General features: G+C 40.5%; 12 protein-coding genes. 5 read left to right on the top strand and 7 right to left on the bottom strand.

Annotated elements, in window-relative coordinates:
* Positions 1–3699, top strand: coding sequence for a UvrD-helicase domain-containing protein (locus I8T81_RS16960; RefSeq protein WP_198071701.1), 3699 nt, complete (start codon positions 1–3; stop codon positions 3697–3699).
* 108 nt (positions 3700–3807) lie between these two features.
* Complete coding sequence (gene recD, locus I8T81_RS16955; protein WP_198071700.1) at positions 3808–5559, top strand: exodeoxyribonuclease V subunit alpha; 1752 nt, start codon at positions 3808–3810, stop codon at positions 5557–5559.
* Between the two features lie 717 nt (positions 5560–6276).
* On the opposite strand, the gene I8T81_RS16950 is transcribed toward recD, so the two are convergent.
* A complete protein-coding gene (locus I8T81_RS16950) occupies positions 6277–7575 on the bottom strand; it encodes a serine hydrolase domain-containing protein (protein WP_198071699.1) in 1299 nt (432 codons plus the stop codon).
* A 212-nt stretch (positions 7576–7787) separates the two neighbouring features.
* Between I8T81_RS16950 and rpsO the strand changes: the two genes are divergently transcribed.
* From rpsO to I8T81_RS16935, 3 genes are all read left to right on the top strand, one after another.
* Entirely contained in the window at positions 7788–8057 is a 270-nt protein-coding gene (rpsO, locus tag I8T81_RS16945) for a 30S ribosomal protein S15 (protein WP_001229357.1), read from the top strand.
* A gap of 257 nt (positions 8058–8314) precedes the next feature.
* Positions 8315–10402, top strand: a complete 2088-nt coding sequence (gene pnp, locus I8T81_RS16940; protein ID WP_170318156.1) for a polyribonucleotide nucleotidyltransferase — start codon at positions 8315–8317, stop codon at positions 10400–10402.
* An 87-nt stretch (positions 10403–10489) separates the two neighbouring features.
* Positions 10490–11701: a magnesium transporter CorA family protein gene (locus I8T81_RS16935; protein ID WP_019456895.1), complete on the top strand. Its 1212-nt coding sequence runs from the start codon at positions 10490–10492 to the stop codon at positions 11699–11701.
* A 229-nt stretch (positions 11702–11930) separates the two neighbouring features.
* On the opposite strand, the gene I8T81_RS16930 is transcribed toward I8T81_RS16935, so the two are convergent.
* The 6 genes from I8T81_RS16930 to I8T81_RS16905 form a co-directional block, all read right to left on the bottom strand.
* Positions 11931–12260: a chaperone modulator CbpM gene (locus I8T81_RS16930; RefSeq protein ID WP_019456897.1), complete on the bottom strand. Its 330-nt coding sequence runs from the start codon at positions 12258–12260 to the stop codon at positions 11931–11933.
* An 11-nt stretch (positions 12261–12271) separates the two neighbouring features.
* Entirely contained in the window at positions 12272–13234 is a 963-nt protein-coding gene (locus I8T81_RS16925) for a DnaJ C-terminal domain-containing protein (protein WP_019456898.1), read from the bottom strand.
* A 150-nt stretch (positions 13235–13384) separates the two neighbouring features.
* Positions 13385–13996, bottom strand: a complete 612-nt coding sequence (locus I8T81_RS16920) for a LysE family translocator (RefSeq protein ID WP_198071698.1) — start codon at positions 13994–13996, stop codon at positions 13385–13387.
* 137 nt (positions 13997–14133) lie between these two features.
* Positions 14134–15009, bottom strand: coding sequence for an Hsp33 family molecular chaperone HslO (gene hslO, locus I8T81_RS16915; RefSeq protein WP_004710781.1), 876 nt, complete (start codon positions 15007–15009; stop codon positions 14134–14136).
* Between the two features lie 165 nt (positions 15010–15174).
* Positions 15175–17016: a monovalent cation:proton antiporter-2 (CPA2) family protein gene (locus I8T81_RS16910; protein ID WP_198071697.1), complete on the bottom strand. Its 1842-nt coding sequence runs from the start codon at positions 17014–17016 to the stop codon at positions 15175–15177.
* 75 nt (positions 17017–17091) lie between these two features.
* Positions 17092–19320 (bottom strand): primosomal protein N', encoded by a 2229-nt coding sequence (locus tag I8T81_RS16905; RefSeq protein WP_198071696.1) that lies wholly within the window; start codon positions 19318–19320, stop codon positions 17092–17094.
* Positions 19321–19390: the final 70 nt, after the last annotated feature.

Genomic DNA, 19390 nt, shown 5'->3' with positions numbered 1-19390 from the left:
ATGAACTCAAGAGTACAGGTGTCTTATCAACCTATTACTGATATTGAATTTAGCGGATTGCATTTAATTGAAGCTTCGGCGGGCACAGGAAAAACCTACACACTGTCGAGTTTGATGGTACGTATTTTTCTTGAGAAATATTTGCCTAGACAAGTCATTGCAACCACATTTACCCGTGCTGCTGCGGCCGAGTTGAAAAGCCGAATTCGTGCGCGTTTAGTCGAAACCTACCGTTATTTAGATGCTAAGCGGAGCTTGACTGAGAAAGAGGTTCTTTTACAGGCCGAGCAAGAATCTGACTTATTACTCCAACATGTTCTCAAGCATTTTGCGACACGTATTGCCTATGCCTGTGAGCGTTTAAAGCTTGTCATCGATCAGCTAGATGAGTTGTTTGTCGGAACACTCGATAGCTTTAGCCAAAAGCTATTACGTGAGTTTGCTTTTGAGAGCGGCAAAATTGAACATGCTCAAATTACCGATGATGCTAAAACCTATAGCCGCCAACTGATTCATGATGTACTACGTGAATGGATACAGTCTCAGCCTCAAACTGTGATTGATGCGTTGTATCTGGCAGGTGAGTTAAAAAGTGTCGACAGTTTTGTCAAACTGGTCGAAGACTCACTGAACTTTAGTTCGGCTCACTTTAAACTTCCTGAAAAACCTACCATTGAATTTGAACAGCTTGCTCAGCTCAAACAGTTGGCAACAGAAATTGATATCAGCCTTTTAGAACCGTATTACTCGCTTGATGGCGAACACTATAAACATGTAAGCGGCACAATATTTCGTAATGGGGCGTTTAACAAATTATTTAGCGAGTGTTTACCGCAGCTTTTGCAAGTTCTCACCCAAAGCGACAGTATTTTAGTTTTTGATGGATCTTTAGCAGCACAACGGGAACTCGTTTTTAAGTTTTTAGGCCAACTTACCGATCAGAAAGTTTTTAAAAAATGTCCTGCCGAAATTTCAGATGGATTCTATCAACATCCTTGTATTCAGCAGATTCAGCAGTTATTTGGTGTGCTGAAAGACTACGCTGAACAGTTCGATCAGCTTCATATTTATTTAAAAGCCTATTTGTGTGTAGAGGTTAAAAAACGTTTACCACAAGTTTTACAAAACAAGGGCGAGACGACTTTTTCTCAGCAAATTCGCACTTTGTCAGAAGCTTTAAAGGGCGAGCAGGGGCAACGTTTCGCCGTATTTGTGCAGGCTCGATATCCCTTAATTTTAGTCGATGAATTTCAAGACACTAACCAAGACCAAGACGATATGCTCGCCAGCGTTTGGCGTCATCCAGAGCGTTACCAAAAAGGTTGCATGATTATGGTGGGTGACCGTAAGCAGGCAATTTACGGTTTCCGTGGTGGGGACATGCTTACCTTTTTAAATGCTTATAAAGATATTCAGGCAAAGCATGGTCGAGAATATAAATTAATTCATAACCATCGTTCAGTCGCTAACTTGGTTGAAGTGGTTGATGCCTTGTTTCAAAGGCAAATCGACTTCGGTGAGCAAGTTCAATATGACCCGATTCGGGCAGGGACTCGACCTCACCCAGCTTTAGTCGATCAAAATCAGCCTAACCCGCACCCTTTACGTTGGCTTCTGCTAAAAGACAAGGAAACGGAAGCACAGCAAGTAGCATGGAAGATTCGGGATTTACTTAACCAGTCACATACTGGGCAGTTATATCTTCAAAAAGATACTCAGACCCAAGCTTTAAATGAAGATGATATTGCGGTCTTGTCACGCAATCATGATGGCCTTGATAAAGTTCAGTTTGAATTAGAACGTTTAGGAATACGCGTTAACCGGCCGTCAAAACGAAGTGTTTTTGATTGCACAATTGCTCAAGATGTTGGGGCCTTACTCACCGCGATTCTTCATCCTTACGATGAGGCAAAAGTGAAACGAGCTTTGATTAGCCGATTGTTTGCTATGGATCTAAAACAACTGTTGCAACTTGAGCAAACAGCTGAAGGTTTAAGCCAGTTTATGACAGGCTTTGATGCTATTCGGGAATTGTGGTCGGCTCAGGGCTTTTTAGTAGCATGGCAGCAATGTTTAAACCAATTTTGCATTTGGAAAAATCTGGTTGCTGCTCAGAGTAAAGATAATGAGCGGGTCGTGGTGAACTTGCGTCATTTGACCGAAATTTTAAGTCAACATAGCGAGAAATATCAGGGTGCGCAAAATCTCTATCATTGGTATCTCAAGCAATTACAATCGCCGCTTGACCGAGAGTGGGAGCTAGAGCGTAGATTGTCGAGTGAAGCTGGCGTACAGCTCATGACTATTCACCAGTCGAAAGGCCTTGAGTTTAAAATTGTCTTTTTGCTTGGGGCTGATAAGCCATTTCGGGAAAATAACAAAACACTCAATTTCTCAACTCAAGATGTCACTACGCCTGAATCTGCTCAAACCGTAACACAACGAGTTGTTGCGATTGCCGATAAAACGTATTTAAACGAAACCGAACTGAAGCAGCATGAAGAACGGGCTTTGGCGGAACAAAACCGCCTTTGGTATGTGGCTTTAACCCGTGCTAGTCATCGTGTTTATGCGCTCATGCAAGATACAGATGGTAAGTCTGTTTCAGGTTTAGCTTTTTGGAAAAATAGAGCTGAACCTTTCCAGCACCGTTGTTGTTGCGATGAAATGATTTTGGAGCAGCCACCTGCTGCCATGCATTTAAATCAACACATTAATATTATTGATATACAGGCACAACACTTTCCTGACCAGCGCTTTTATTCGAGAGGCAAAACCAGTTTTAGTTATCTGGCACAGCATTTAAGACATAAAGTAGGTACAGATTTACTCGCGAGTCAAAATCATGAAGCTGTTTTAGCCGAAGATGAACTCGATCAAGTTATTTCTGTTGAAGTGACCGCAGCACAGCCAATTAGCTGGATTAAAAGCAACTTTCCTAGAGGAACACTTGCAGGTAATTTCTTACATGAAATTTTTGAGCATATTGATTTTCAATGTGCAGATGAGTGGGTAAGTGAAATACGTCGTCGTTTTAAAAATGACTATAGTAGTTTGTGGCAAGATTTATTAATCAAATACCAAGAAAGCTTTCCCGAAGAACAAGAAGCAGAATATTCGCTTTATCACGCTGTGGCTACATGGCTGCAAGAGATTCTAAACACGTCGTTATATCAAGGTTTTCGCCTAAATCAGTTACAACCAGAGCACTATTTATCAGAGTGTCCTTTTTATTTGGCGCTCTCAGATCGTGTGTTAGCCATGAAACGTATTCAGCAGCTGTTTGCTGAATATGGAATGGAAATGCCTGAGTTATTAGAGGCTCGTTCTGCACGTTATTTAAATGGTTCGATAGACTTGGTTTATTTTGATGGGCAGCGTTATCACATTGCTGACTATAAGAGTAACTACTTGGGTGAAAACCTTGCCGATTACAGTGTAGAAAGTATTGCTCAAAGTATGTCTTTAGCCAGTTATTGGTTGCAAGCGGGCTTGTATTTGGTTGCGCTACATCGTTATTTAAAAGTCAAAATGCAAAATTATGATATTGAGCAACACCTAGGTGGGGCGACTTATCTTTACTTGCGTGGTATGAATGGCGAAGCTGAGCAGGGTTATTATTATTGGCAGCCAAGTACAGAATTTATTCTACGACTTGATGCTATTTTAGGTTACTTTGCTGAGGATAAAATTGCATAAAAAATGCTGATAAATGATCTAATTTTAGAATTAACAAATACTTGGGGTGTGGATAATCCTGTCTATAACCATGTGGACAAGCGTGTGGAAAACTAGGTGGATAAGTGTGTGGACAATCTAAATAGCCCTGAACAAAGCGATTTAAGCTGGTTGACGACTTGGAGTACCTTTCTAAATCAAGCTCCGTTTACTGCACAGACAAAAGCTCCAGAGGCAGCTTGTTTTTTGCAGCAGCTTATTGAAGCGAGCTTGCAAGGTGACAGTTGTATTGCGATTAGCCCAGAAGAAACAGAAACACTTGGTCAACTGGCGATATCCGCAGAACAAGCGATGTCTCAAGTTGCCCCTTGTGTCCACGACGGGCAGGGGTTGGCATTATACCGATATTGGAACCTAGAGCAACGTCTAGCTGAGCAAATTCGTCGATTAAAGCAACAACCAATTCAACCAGTTTCGTGTGAAGAGCATTTAAACTTACTCACTGACCCACATCAGCAAGCTGCTTTGCAAATGGTGACTCAGCAGAGCTTAAGTATCATTACAGGTGGGCCGGGTACAGGTAAGACCTATACGCTCGCTCGTATTATTGCTGTGCTGAGTCAAGCAATTCCTCATATTCGTGTAGCAATGGCAGCTCCGACGGGTAAAGCTGCACAGCGTATGCAAGAAGCCTTACAAAACTCGTTTAATGACCCAAAACTGCTTGAGTCGGGGTTGGTTAGTGATGAGCTAAGAAACCAAAGTACCCAAACTATTCATCGCTTATTGGGTATGGGGCATAGTCAAACTCCACGTTTTAATCAAAAGCAGACTTTGCCTTATGACGTTATTGTGGTGGATGAGGCCTCTATGCTGGATTTAAATCTGGCAACTTTATTATTTGAAGCGGTGCCTGAGTCTTGTCGAATTATTTTGCTAGGCGATGCCAACCAGCTTGCTTCAGTAGATGTTGGAGCGGTACTTGCAGATTTACAGCAAATCGACGCTTTGTCTGAAAACCGTGTTCACCTTCAAACCAGTCGTCGTTTTGCAGAAGATGCTTTAATTGGTCAGGTGGCACGATTTATTCAAATGCAAACCAGTCAGATCAATCATGAGCAGGTTCTACAGCAATTTGAAATTGATATTGTTCAGGTTTCAGAGCTACGTTCAATTCCTTTAGAAGCTAATATGCCCGATGTGGTTCAGCTTGAATACTTACCTGAGGGGGCATCTATAGAGCTAGAAGCTTACTATCAAAAATTGATGGTGGGTTTTCAAGGCTATGTGCAAAGCCTAAAAGCTTATTTACAAGATGATCGCTCAATTGAGCATATTGAAAATATCGTTAAGTCATTCGATGACTACCGTATTTTAACTGCTGTACGTCATGGACCATTTGGCTTGCAGCAACTTAATCAATATGCTGAACGTTGGTTACAACAACAGCTAGGTATCGTGACCTTAGGAGGGTGGTATGTTGGCCGTCCAGTTATGATGACTTATAACGATTACCAACTTGGCATTTCAAATGGTGACATTGGTTTATGTTTTGAACACCGTACTCAGCCTCAACAGTTTGAAGTGTATTTTCCTAGTTTAAATAAATGGGTTGCTGCAAACAGACTACCTAAAAGTATTCAAAGTGCATTTGCCTTAACCATTCACAAATCGCAAGGCTCTGAATTTACACATACTGCTGTAGTTCTCGATCAGGCTGCCAAGAATTTGCTAAGCCAAGAACTTATTTACACTGCGATTACACGAGCGAAAAAGGTAGTGAGTCTTTTGGTTCACCCTGAGGCTTTATTACAATCTTTTACAGTTCGTACGACAAGAAGAAGCGGTTTAGTTGAAAAGGTTAATCGGGTAGTTCGTTAAGTCAAACTTAATATTTTGACCTTTGTAAGAAAAAGCTTACATAGATTCGAGATATTTGCTGCTAGAGAACACCCCCTGTTTTTGAGATTATAAACGCACAACGAGCTTGGCAAGGAATGTCGGGCAAAATCGCACAATAATAATAACTTAAGTCGAGAGACTGCGAACTTACAATGAAGTAGGTGAATAAAGAGGAAACTTACAGCCGCTAAGCCTTGTAGTTTTGGGAGAGACTACAGGGCTTTTTTATATTTTGAGTTTTTATCATGTCAAATAAATTAAATAAATCTTTATGTATTTCACACGATTTCTTGTCCTTATTATCAACAATTTAAACCAATCGTATTAATATATTTATTTGTAATATGATTCTTAAATAGTCATTTTTCCCGTGAATTGTTAAGTTAAATGTTATACAGAACCGTACGTTATTTAGCTGTTACAGACAAACGCTAAATATTAGACAGACCTGTACGTTTTTGCTTACATGATGATAAGAAAAATACTACTTTTCTTCATAATTGGATATGAGAGAATACATCCCATAAGGAAATAGAAATAAAAACAACGGAAGTGAGTAAAACTAGAAGAAGGATGTATAAAGCATCTCACATATAACAATAAGAACAGCGATAAACACGATAAATAAGAACTACAGCGCCAAAAACCCAAGCAGAAATGCTTGGGTTTTTTATTTTATAGCTAGATTATTGCTATTTAAACTAGATCTGTTTCATGTGAGTCACTACCGAACAATGAACGACGTTGATCTCTAGGAATTCGAGGACATTGGCTAGAAATTTGATAGAGCAGATTTGTCAAAGCAGGCAGATGAGTACCTACTACGGATTTTCCAGTAGTCAACAGAGAAACGCTAATATCACGCTCTGGATCGGCCCAACATAAAATATTGGAAAAACCAAGATGACCAAAAGCTTGACCAGTCATTGGACCAAATAAACCTACCGGATTGCTACCGAGCATTGGACCTAATGCATAACGCATCGGGATTAATAAGGTTCGGTCAATATTAACTCCTGTGGTCGGTAGAGTTGCTCTAAAAATTGTTTTCTCACTTAAAACTTGTTTGCCTTGATAACTTCCACCACTCAAGAGCATTTCGAAAAAACGTCCAGCCTGTTCGGCACTCGTATAAATGTTACCGGCAGGACAAATCGTATCCATAAAGCGGCTGTCATTAGTGACATCTACAGCGAGTTGTAAACCGCCGCCTAATACATGATTGAGATAATGGTCTGTCCCTAAGCGAGGATGTAAGCCTGTTGCACAATTGAGTGCGACTTTTGTACGATATTCTGGCTTCAAACCATAGTTAAAATAGGGCATACCCATTGGTTTTTCGATGGTCTCATGTACAAACTGACGAAGATCTTGTCCTGTGACCCGTTCAATAATTTCTCCCAAAATATAACCTGCAGTTACAGCATGATAGGCGAGGTGATTACCTGCAGGAGAAACGGGTCTTGCTGCATATAGCCGCTTTAAAATTTCATCTTTATCAAAAAGCAATTCAGGAGTGACTTCGCCGTCTATATAAGGGATGCCGCCACGATGTGCTAATAAATGAAAGATCGTCGCACGGCGCTTCCCATTTACACCATATTCTGGAATGTAATAACTGACAGGATCGAGTAAGTTGATTTCACCTTTTTCATCTAAAAGATGAATCAACATAGCAGTAATCATTTTGGATGCTGAAAATAAACAAACAGGAGTGTCAGGCGTTGCAATGAGAGCATTATTTTGCAGACCTGCTGGAGAGTTCCCCTGAGCATAGCCGATGCTTCGATTTAATAAAATTTTCCCCTGCCTGCGTAAACAAAAAGTAATGAGCGGATAGTTCCCAGTTTTATAGAGTGACTCAATACTTTTCCAGATCTTTTGAACCTGTCGTTCATTCATTCCACCTTGTTCAGCAGGTACTTCATCTTTGTGATGAATGACCGATCCAATATCGTCTGGTACTGGACAGGTGTTGGTCGAAAATATTTTCACACGTCCCTCGCGTTTCTTTCTTTTTATTGACGGTCAAGTGTGCAGGGTTCGGATGCGTATGTCAGTGTCTAAAATGACAGGTAACTGAAAACAATTTTGCAATCCATATATAGATACCTTAAAATAGGCAACTTGCTGTAGTGATGCACGGCAGTCAGTTGCGCTCAACTGATTCATATCATTTTATTTTTTAAGCATCTCGGAGAAATCGAATGGCTTTAACTAATGCAGACCGCGCAGAGATCATTGCTAAATTTGCTCGCGCTGAAAACGACACTGGTTCACCAGAAGTACAAGTAGCTTTATTGACTGCTCAAATCAATGATTTACAAGGTCACTTTAAAGCTCACAAACACGACCACCATAGCCGTCGCGGTTTGATCCGTATGGTTAACCAACGTCGTAAATTACTTGACTACTTAAATGGTAAAGACCACGAGCGTTACACTGCTTTGATCGGTGCTTTAGGTCTACGTCGTTAATTCGATTTTGCTTTGTTTTCGGTTTATCGCATGTTGCTATGCTTTGTTTCTGGAAAGAAAGTTTCGCCTAATCAATCGTTAGGCGATTTATAGAAGGGGCGCTTGTGCGCTCCTTCTTTGCGTTTAATATTATTTAAAATTTTTGGTCTAGTGTGATGGCTTCTAAGCTTTGTCATTTATCTACCAATAGTTGTAGTCTGAATGCCAAACCTTAGGGGTCTCACTAGAATAAAATTAGGAAAATACAATACATGTCAATGTTTAACATCGTTCGTAAAGAATTCCAGTTCGGTCAACATCAAGTCGTTTTAGAAACGGGTCGCGTTGCACGTCAAGCAAATACAGTTTTAATTACAATGGGCGGCGTAACTGTTTTAGTTGCGGTTGTTGCTCAATCTAAAGCAAAAGCGGGTCAAGACTTTTTCCCGTTAACAGTTAACTATCAAGAAAAACAATATGCAGCTGGTCGTATCCCTGGTGGTTACGGTAAGCGTGAAGGTCGTGCTTCTGAAGCTGAAACTTTAATTTCACGTCTTATTGACCGCCCAATTCGTCCATTGTTCCCAGAAGGTTACTTCAACGAAATTCAAGTAACAGCAACAGTTGTTTCTTCTGACAAAACTATGGAAGCTGATATTGCTGCAATGTTAGGTACTTCTGCTGCATTAGCAATTGCAGGTACACCATTCCGTGGCCCAATCGGTGCAGCTCGTGTTGGTTTAATTAACGGCGAATATGTTTTAAACCCGAATTTTGAACAAATGGCTCAGTCTGACCTTGACCTTGTGGTTGCTGGTACAGAAGCGGCTGTATTAATGGTTGAATCTGAAGCAAAAGAACTTTCAGAAGACCAAATGCTTGGTGCAGTGCTTTTCGGTCATGACGAAATGCAAATCGCGATTCAAGCAATTAAAGAATTTGCTGCTGCTGCCGGTGCAGTGGAATCAACTTGGGTTGCTCCAGCTAAAAATGAAACACTTCGTGAGCAATTAAAAGCAGCTTTCGAAGCTAAAATTTCTGAAGCGTATACGATTGCGGTTAAACAAGATCGTTATGCAGCATTAGATGCACTTTATGCAGAAGCTGTAGCTCAGTTCGTTCCTGAAAATGACGAAACAGGTCTTGCTGACGAAGTAAACGAATTATTTGAAGACCTTAAATACCGTACAGTACGTGACAACATCTTGTCTGGTAAGCCACGTATTGATGGTCGTGATACTAAAACTGTTCGTGCGATCGACGTTCAAGTTGGCGTATTAGACCGTGCACACGGTTCTGCATTATTTACACGTGGTGAAACTCAGGCGTTAGTAACAACAACATTGGGTAATACTCGTGATGCGTTAATGGTTGATACGCTTTCTGGCACTAAAACTGACAACTTCATGTTGCACTACAACTTCCCTGCATACTCTGTAGGTGAAACAGGTCGTGAGTCTGGTCCTAAACGTCGTGAAATTGGTCATGGTCGTTTAGCACGTCGTGGTGTTCAAGCTGTTCTTCCTGCTGCTGACCGCTTCCCATACGTTATTCGTATTGTATCTGACATTACTGAATCTAACGGTTCATCTTCAATGGCTTCTGTATGTGGTGCGTCATTATCTCTTATGGATGCAGGTGTTCCACTTAAAGCGCCAGTTGCGGGTATCGCAATGGGCTTAGTGAAAGAAGGCGATCGTTTTGCGGTACTTTCAGACATCTTAGGTGACGAAGACCACCTTGGTGACATGGACTTTAAAGTAGCAGGTTCTGCAAACGGTATTACTGCACTTCAAATGGACATCAAGATCGAAGGTATTACTGAAGAAATTATGGAGGTTGCGTTAAACCAAGCATTTGCTGGTCGTATGCACATCCTTAATGAAATGAACAAAGTAATTTCACGCGCTCGTCCTGAAATTTCAATGCATGCTCCAACATTTGAAGTAATTACTATTAATCCGGACAAAATCCGTGACGTAATTGGTAAAGGTGGTGCAACTATCCGTCAAATTACTGAAGAAACTAAAGCTGCTATTGATATTGAAGATAACGGTACAGTTCGCGTATTTGGTGAAACTAAAGCTGCTGCTAAAGCTGCAATTGCAAAAATCCAAGCGATTACTGCTGAAGTTGAGCCAGGTAAAATCTATGACGGTAAAGTTATCCGTATCGTAGAATTTGGTGCGTTCGTAAACATTATGCCTGGTACTGATGGTCTTCTTCACATTTCGCAAATCTCGAATGAGCGTATTGCGAACGTAACTGACGTTCTTAAAGAAGGTCAGGAAGTTAAAGTACAAGTTGCTGATGTTGACAACCGTGGTCGTATCAAATTGACTATGAAAGATATTGAGCAAGCATAATTGCTTAACTCACTAATAAAAAAGTCCGCTTGATGCGGGCTTTTTTTATGGCATGATGCAAGTAACACACAAATAGATCGACGTGGTATGCAGATTTATTATTTTTATCGTCATCAAAAGGATGGCTATGTTTTTTTGAGCCGAGAAAAGCACACTGAACATGTTCTAGAGTTTTTCTGGATTGATAGTGTGAGATCTGATGTTGTTAACCATAATGAAGAATGGCAACAAAAAATTCAGCAGCTTTCAGATGTCGCAATTAATGAATTTCATATGCGAGATATTGCCAATATTGAGCATCCTTGTGCCTTTGATACGCTTGAAGAATATGATCTGCTCATTTTCAAAAAGCTTGTGACACCTGATGATGAAATTAAAAATGGGGAAACTCACGAGAGTGTATTTGGCTTAGCTACCACGCCAATTAGTTTTATTTTTACGCCTAAAGTTCTGATTAGCGTACGTGAGCAGGGCAACAAGTCGATTGAAAATTATATTCAGCGTCTTGAAAATATTTTATGTAAAACCTTAGAAGAGCAAAACAAAACCCGTAAGTTGCCTAATTCACCTGTAGATTTGTGTTTACGTCTGCTCAATAGCATGGTGGATGGTTATCTTGATATTCGTTCACCTTTAACTAGAAGGGTCGAGCATTGGCAACAACAGCTATTACAGGGCAATCGCCGTTTTAAACAATGGCATCAACTGTTTCATGAAAACATGGCCTTTCAACAGGTCGAAAATTTATGCGAAGAGCAAATCGAAACCTTACAAGAGTTTCGAGATGAAATTGTAGAAAATTATCATCATGTGATTGGTGAGCGGACACATAGTTCTCAAGATCTTCTGTTAGTTCGTTTGAATGATTTAATGAGTCATGTCGAACGTATTCAAAAGCATACTTTACGTTTACGTAGCGCTATTCAGTCGGCAATTGATTTGCATTTCTCAGCGATTGCAAACCAGACCAATGAAAATATGCGTATTCTTGCCATTATTACGGCCGTATTTGCACCGCTTACACTCTTAACAGGTATTTATGGAATGAACTTTGAGTTTATTCCAGGGCTTAAGTCGCCAGTGGGGTTCTGGATTATGCTTGGTGTCATGTTGCTCAGTACGGTTTTCTTGCTTTACTACTTCTATCGACAGCATTTGGTAGGGCGTGGCGAGAAAAGTGTTATTGATTTATTGGCTCAGCAGCACCGCCAAGAGCGTATGAATTTGTTCTGGTTTTTGGAATATGAACCGATTAAGCAGACTTTGAAGGAAGTGGAGAAGATTACTCGGTTGAAGTAATAGGAATTTTCAAAATCAGTAAAGTTGATTTGTTAGTACTGCCTCAAATTTAGGGATTAATTTGATACTTATTGCATAGGCATATCCTTACTTTTGACTGGGCAAAAGTAACAAAACCCCTTTCTTGGACTGACGGTACATCCATGTTACCGCAGCCCAAAAGGCGGCATCCATGCCGCCCATCACGTTAGCTCATACCTGTGTGAAAGATTATTTAGAAGAAAAAATCTTAATGAAAATGCTTCAACTGTTTTCTAAGTTGTTGCACTTCATCAATCAAATCTAACATCACCGCAACTGCTGCCAAACTTGCGTCAAAGTCACGTTGTAAACGATACGCTTTACGAGCACGAACGACATCTTCACCCATGAACTGATGTTTCTCAGGGGTACTTTCAATCACTAAAATGTCGTACTCAATAAGCTCTAAAATCCAGTCTGGGCTTTGACCACAGGCTTGAGCAAATTGTTGTAAGTCAAATGTAGATTGTTCATCAACGACTTCAGCACTAAAGGTGTGGCCGTCACATACAATTTCTCGATAATGGATGGTTGTCATGATCTTGCTCCCTAATGAGATGAACGAGGTTCGAATGAAGCAAAGGCTTCTGCCAATTGCTGATACGCTTCTTTTTCTTTTTCAGAATGTGCAGGCGGGAATACAATATTTAAAATTAAATAAAGATGGCCTGGCGTTTTATTTGGTATCCCTTTGTCTTTTAAACGTAGCTGTTGTCCTTGTTTTGCATTTTTAGGTAAATTGACATGTAATGACCCAGCAGGTGTTTTTACTTCAATACCTTGACCTAATGCAGCTTCCCAAGGTGCTACATCTACAGTTAAATATACATCACTGCCTTCGACATGAACACGATCTGTGTCTTTATATTGAATCTCGATATAAAGATCGCCGTTGGCACCACCATTGATACCACTTTGTCCTTGTCCGCTTAGGCGAATTTGTTGGCCTTCCTTCATGCCTTTCGGTATTTTCACCTGTAGGGTTTTACGTTGTACCTCAGGCTCACCATAGACATTCACAGTCGGAATTTGTAAGGTAATCTGTTGTGTTGATCCATGGTAGGCAATATCAAGATCAACCTCTATGCTGGCATGCTGATCTTCACCTCGGTAACTGCGTTGTTGTCTTTGGTATTGTTGTTGCCCACCACCAAAACCAGCACCAAAACGGCCGAACAAATCCTCGAAACCGCTAAAATCAGCTTGTTCACCACCGCCGCCCGTAAAGCCCTGACGATAAAAACGCGCGCCATCAAATCCACCTTGAGCTGCACCTTGACCAAAGTCATTAAAGCCCTGTGGGTGATCTAACATTTGGTCATATTCAGCTTTTTTTTCTGCATTGCTTAACGTGTCATAGGCAACGTTAATCGCCTGCATTTTTTCTTCTGCATCTTTTTCTTTGCTGATATCGGGGTGATATTTACGAGCTAATTTCCGATATGCTTTTTTAATTTCATCAGCAGAGGCTTCTCGTGTAACCCCTAATTCTTCATAATAATTTTTGGCCATAATGTTTTATCACGATGGTGTTGTTTATTTCATTATGAAACAATTTTTAAGGCTTTCAATGAGCTAGATTGTATAAGAGTTGTTCTCTTACAGAAATGGAGAGGCAAGGTGGAAGAGACATAAGTCGATTAGGGTTATGCCTCTGATTGCTTAAATGAACGTCTGATATAAACCGTATAGGGCAATTAGTAAAAGCAATAGGCCGCATAAGCCAAGTATTTTAGGGTATAAGTGGCTGTTAGAAAGGCGACGGAAAAACACATACACTAAAGACAGGGTTAAAAAATCTAAAACAATCCATGTCAGGGTAAGAACAGTTAGACTGAAATTTAAGTTAGGTGAAATAGAGACAAATTGAGGAAAGAAAGCTGAAAAGAAAATAATATCTTTAGGATTTGAAATACCGACCAAAAAGCCTTTTTTAAAACCACCATTTTGGGCAGAAACGGTTTGTATTGCTTCTGGATGTGGAGCTTGAATCACTTCTTTAAGAATACTAAATCCTAAATAGCCAATATAGAGACAGCCTAAAAAACGAATAATATTTAAATAGCTTTCATTAATACCGAGTACTCCTTTGAGTACGAGTACTGAAATAAAAATTAAAACCAGTGATGCGAGATTTGTACCAAAAATGGTTTCCAGTGCTTTTTTATAGCCACCTTTAAGCCCAGCGCTTGCCACTAAAATCATGACTGGGCCAGGTGTAGCAATCATAATAATGACACTAAAAATAAAGAGAAAATAATCAAAATAATTCATGAAATATAAGCATCTTGTTTATTAGGCTATAAAGTAAGCTCATATTAACTGATTTAAAATAAGATGCTGAAAATTATCATCAAAAAACTATAGATAAATAAAAAGGCGGTTTGACCGCCTTTTTATAAAGTAAGGGATTAACTCAAATGTTCACCAAACAGACCTAATGCTTCTTCGGCAGTGAATTCATAACGAGTATTACAGAACTGGCAATCCATTTGAATTGGGTTCTGAGCTTCCAGTGTTTCATGAACAGCATCAACACCAATTTGAATGAGTGCTTTAGCACAGCGCTCTTTAGAGCAAGTACAGCCAAATTTTAAGTGTTCAACTTCTGGCAAGCGTACTTCTTCTTCATTATAGAGACGATACAAAATTTCATTCGCTGAAAGCTCAGTCAGTTCTTCAGGCTTGAGCGTTTCAGTCAGCATGGTTAAACGTGGCCATAAATCTTCATCAACCAGTTTTTGCTCTTCTTCATCATGACGAGGTAATAACTGAATGAGTAAACCACCAGAGCGTTTAGCTGTACTTGCCAACACAATACGAGTTGGAATTTGAGCAGATAAATCATAATACTGCATCAAACAGCCCGCTAAGTTTGTTTGGTCAAGAGGTACGATCCCTTGATAACGCTCACCATGCTCAGGCTCGATGTTAATAAATAAAATTGGATTAACTAAAGCGCCAAGGACTGTACTGCTGTCAGTTGCTTCAACAAAACGAGGATCTGTTTCGTAGTCTGCTAAAGCACGAACTTCACCTAAGTGATTACATTCAGCCATGGCCCATTTGAAAGAGCCGCTAGCCTGGATTTGCAAGCTGATACGGCCTTTGATTTTTAAAGTACTTGCAAGTAATGCAGTCGCGCTCAACATCTCGCCTAATAGAATCTTAACCGCAGGCATGTAGTCGCGTTGAGCTAAAATAGTTTGTAATGCTTCTTCCAGATGAACTACTTCACCGCGAACAGGAAAGTCCTCTATATAAAAGCGTTGGCGTAAATCAGACATAATATTCTCCAGGGCCCTAAGCAGATTATAACAACTTCGGTTTAATCAAGCTTAGGGAATGCAGCGTGGCTGCAAGCAGGACATCGGTAACTCTTGTACCGATTGTCGCAATCATTTAGGCAATGTGAATAAGTCCTTAATATAGCCATTTTACGAAATCTCAAGTTATTCTTCGTGATCTCGTGTAATGTCGATACGATTTGGTTGTAAATGACGCTTTAAATTCACGTCATGTCTTGATGTGGCTTGCTGTGCATCGCTTTCAAAGAGATGTTCAAGTTCAGCCAGCGCATTACGATGAGTTTCAAAAACCTTTTGTTCATCGGTATAAATGCTTTGCTGCTGAATGAGTAATTTCTCATCATAATCTCGAAAGATTTCGATATTGTTATAGGCTTGTTCATCGGAAATACCAAGTTCGCGTAAAGCGCGATAAGCCATACCTAATGATGATAAATAGGTTTCACGCCAAATATGTTCAACACCTAAGTCTCTTAATAGATGTACATGATGTCGGTCACGTGCACGTGCTAGTAACTTTATGTGGGGATAGTTCAATCTTAAATGCCGTGCAACGTTCATAGAGTCTTCGACATCGTCTATTGCGAGAATAAATACTTGGGCTTTTTCAATGCCTGCCGAGCGAAGTAAGTCAGGTTGGGTGACATCTCCATAGTAGAGTTTACCGCCATATCGACGCACAAAGTCCACTTGATGAAGGTTGTTGTCGATGGCAGTAAAGCCTAAGTGCTGCAAACGGGCAATACGCGCAATAATTTGTCCAAAGCGACCAAACCCAGCAATGATAATTGGATTATCTTGTTGCGGAATTTCATCATATTCAGGTGGGCGTTCTTTATTAAACAAAGGAATGATTTTAGTTGCCATAATCCAGTAAATGACTGGGGTAAGGACCATCGACAACGTCACAATCAGGGTAACAGGTTCTAATAAAGCATCAGTCAAAACTTTTTCACTTTTGGCAAGGCTTAAAATGACAAATGCAAATTCACCACCTTGCGCTAAACATGTTCCAAGCAGCAGGCTATTGTTCCAACTATATTTTTTATAGCGGGCAATAGCGGTCAACACGAGGGTTTTTATAACGAGTAAGCCAATCGCTCCGCCAATAATGAGCCAAGGCATTTCAATAAATAAAGACAGTTGTGTGGTCATGCCCACAGTCATAAAGAACAAACCAAGTAATAGTCCTTTAAACGGAGCAATACTTGCTTCAAGTTCATGACGGAATTCTGAGTCGGCTAAAAGTACCCCAGTGAGGAAAGCGCCTAGAGTTGTGCTAATCCCTAAAGTATCCATGAGTAGCACAACAGCAAGGATAATAAATAACCCCACCGCGGTAATCAGTTCAGTTGCACCACTTTTTGCAACGAAACGGAAAAATGGACGCATCACATAACGACTAAATAGGAACAGACCACTGAATGTTGCAATGATGGCCGCAAAATAAGCAATACCATGATGGGTAGATTCAGTTCCTGCCAACAGTGGAATCACTGCCAGTAAAGGAATCGCTGCAATATCTTGGAAAAGCAAAATTGAAAATGATTGCTGACCATAGGTGGTGTTGAGCTGTTGTTTTTCAGTCAGTAACTGTAATACAAAGGCTGTAGAAGACAGCGCAAGCGCAAAACCAATGACAAAGCTGGCAGCAAGTTGTTGCTGAAATAGTAGCAATACGGTGAGCATGAGAATTACGCCCGTAATCACCACTTGCAAACTTCCCATCACGAAAATGGAGTCACGCATTTCCCATAAACGTTGAGGACGTAACTCTAAGCCAATGAGGAACATAAGTAAGATGACCCCAAACTCAGCCAGTTCCATAATGGCTTCAGGGTCATGAGCAATATTTAAAACACTTGGGCCAAGAAGGATGCCCGTAAATAAATAACCTAAAACTGTTGCAATCCCTAAGCGTTTACCCAAAGGGACTAAAATCAGAGAAGCTCCAAGAAAAATTGTTGCTTGCAGTAGGAATGACATTCATTACCCCGAATGTATTGATCTTTTTAAGTGTAAAGCCAAAAGGGCTTCTTCACACCATGATATTCAAATCATCTAACTAAATTCTTGCGGGTCAACATCAATAGAGAGTCTAAGTTGATGCTGTCTTGGTGCATGAACCAACTGAGCCCACCATTGTCTTAAGTAAAAATGCAGACGAGCACGGTCGGCAGACAAAATCACCATATGGGCGCGGTAACGTCCCGCTTTACGTTCCATTGGTGCTGGAATCGGCCCCCAAATATCAACAATATCACCTGCAATTTGGCGAAGCTGTTCGGCAGCTTCATTTAAAAAATGTAAGGTATAGTCACGATCTTTCGACTCAGCACGAATTAAGATTGCATAACGATAAGGCGGCAGTAATGCAACTTTTCGTTCAGCTAATGTTTGTTTCGCGACCGCCCGATAATCTTTTTCGATGAGTGTGGTGAGTAAAGGATGATCTGGCCTTAAAGTCTGTAAATAAACATGACCTTTGTGTTCTCCACGACCTGCACGACCAGCCACTTGTACAATCAACTGTGCAGTACGTTCTGGCGCACGAATATCGACACTCAGTAAACCCGCATCAATATCTAAAATAGCAACCAAGGTCACATGTGGAAAATGGTGACCCTTTGCCAACATTTGAGTACCAAGCAAAATTGTTGGTTTGTTTTGATGAATACGATCATAGATTTTTTGCCAACTACCGACACGACTGGTGCTGTCACGATCGACCCGAATCACATCATAGTCTGGAAATAATTCTTGTAAGTGCTCTTCAACTTTGGCTGTTCCTGCACCTAACGTTTTTAAACTCTTCTGCTGACACTCAGGGCAGTGGTCTGGCAAGCGATGAACTGTGCCACAGTGGTGACAATGCAAATAAGAATAAGGCTGAGTGTGCAACGTAAAATGTGCATCGCAATGTGGACAATTTGCTTGCCATCCACAGCTTTCACAAACCAATACAGGCGCATAGCCACGACGATTTAAAAAAATTAAAACCTGTTCTTTTCTTGCTAGGGTATTTTTAATCTGCTCGATTAAAGGCTGACTAATACCATGCTGCTTTTTGACAATTTTAAGGTCAATCAAATGCATTTTAGGTAAAAGCGCGTGGCCTGCACGTTGGTTAAGTTGCAGTGAAGTTAACTTACCAGTTTCTACCAAGTGATAACTGTCGATGCTTGGAGTCGCCGAACCTAAAATAACAGGGCAGTTTTGTAAGTGGCCTCGGTACAGTGCGACATCACGCGCATGATAACGGAAGCCTTCTTGCTGCTTATAAGACAGGTCGTGTTCTTCATCTAAAATGATGAGGCCCAGACGTGGCAGCGGCGTATAAATGGCGGAACGAGTCCCTAAAATAATAGATGCTTTACCAGTTTGTGCCTGTTGCCATGCTTGTAAGCGTTTAGAGTCATTTAAGCCTGAATGCAATAAAGCAATATCGCAGTTAAAACGAGACTTAAAGCGCGAAATAGTTTGAGGGGTTAAGCCAATTTCAGGAACCAATACTAGGACTTGCTTACCTTGTTTTAACACCTCATGCATGATGTGCAAATAAACTTCAGTTTTACCACTTCCAGTTAAGCCATCTAGTAAAAATGCTTGGTATTGATGCTGTGCATTAATGACGTGCTGAGTTGCTTTCTTTTGGTCATCATTTAGCGTGAGTGGCATTTGAGCCAATTGTATGGGTGTTGGGCTAAAGTCATGCGGCTCAAGCGTACAATCTACCAGTCCTTTCTTTTGAAGTGCTTTAAGTGTCGCAGTTTCTACACCACTCAAATTAAGAATATTTTCTGTAGTTCCGGCAGGGTGTAATTTTAAAATTTGATAAGCGTCTTGTTGTTTGATTGAGCGTTTTAGCAGAGCTTCAACATTGTCACATGGAATGATTTTCCATAAATGAAATAACACATCCATGGGTTTACCCTGACGTAATAACGCAGGTAAAGCAGTCTGCATCACCTCACCAATCGGAAATTGGTAATATTGTGCTGACCATGTCAATAAATTTAAAACTTGTTCATCTAAAATAGGCTCATCATCTAAAAGTTCAGAAATGGCTTTAAGCTGAAAGTTACCTGTAAATGATTCTTGTGGGTCAACTTTTTCAGTAATGATACCAATCAGGTTTTGCCGTCCAAATGAAATTGCGACGCGTGAACCTACTTGAGCCCGTTCATATTGTGCTTTGGTGAGTGTATAGTCAAAAGTGTCGTACAGATGCACAGGTACGGCAACACGCACACGATAAACAACTGAATCAGGCTTTGGCGTTATGGTCATAGAGGCTCATTTCGTCAATTTTAAAAAACGGCATAGCGTCGTGAAGAGGACTTGGGTATTCTACACAGGC

The organism is Acinetobacter seifertii (genome assembly GCF_016064815.1).
In the GTDB taxonomy this organism is placed as follows: domain Bacteria; phylum Pseudomonadota; class Gammaproteobacteria; order Pseudomonadales; family Moraxellaceae; genus Acinetobacter; species Acinetobacter seifertii.
This window is presented reverse-complemented; position numbering and strand designations above follow the sequence as displayed.

Bases quoted from the DNA above. Each gene is read 5' to 3' on its own strand.
- hslO (WP_004710781.1), bottom strand. From the start codon at position 15,009: ATGTCTGATTTACGCCAACGCTTTTATATAGAGGACTTTCCTGTTCGC.
- I8T81_RS16920 (WP_198071698.1), bottom strand. From the start codon at position 13,996: ATGAATTATTTTGATTATTTTCTCTTTATTTTTAGTGTCATTATTATG.
- I8T81_RS16910 (WP_198071697.1), bottom strand. From the start codon at position 17,016: ATGTCATTCCTACTGCAAGCAACAATTTTTCTTGGAGCTTCTCTGATT.
- I8T81_RS16960 (WP_198071701.1), top strand. From the start codon at position 1: ATGAACTCAAGAGTACAGGTGTCTTATCAACCTATTACTGATATTGAA.
- I8T81_RS16930 (WP_019456897.1), bottom strand. From the start codon at position 12,260: ATGACAACCATCCATTATCGAGAAATTGTATGTGACGGCCACACCTTT.
- I8T81_RS16925 (WP_019456898.1), bottom strand. From the start codon at position 13,234: ATGGCCAAAAATTATTATGAAGAATTAGGGGTTACACGAGAAGCCTCT.
- I8T81_RS16935 (WP_019456895.1), top strand. From the start codon at position 10,490: ATGCAGATTTATTATTTTTATCGTCATCAAAAGGATGGCTATGTTTTT.
- rpsO (WP_001229357.1), top strand. From the start codon at position 7,788: ATGGCTTTAACTAATGCAGACCGCGCAGAGATCATTGCTAAATTTGCT.
- I8T81_RS16905 (WP_198071696.1), bottom strand. From the start codon at position 19,320: ATGACCATAACGCCAAAGCCTGATTCAGTTGTTTATCGTGTGCGTGTT.
- pnp (WP_170318156.1), top strand. From the start codon at position 8,315: ATGTTTAACATCGTTCGTAAAGAATTCCAGTTCGGTCAACATCAAGTC.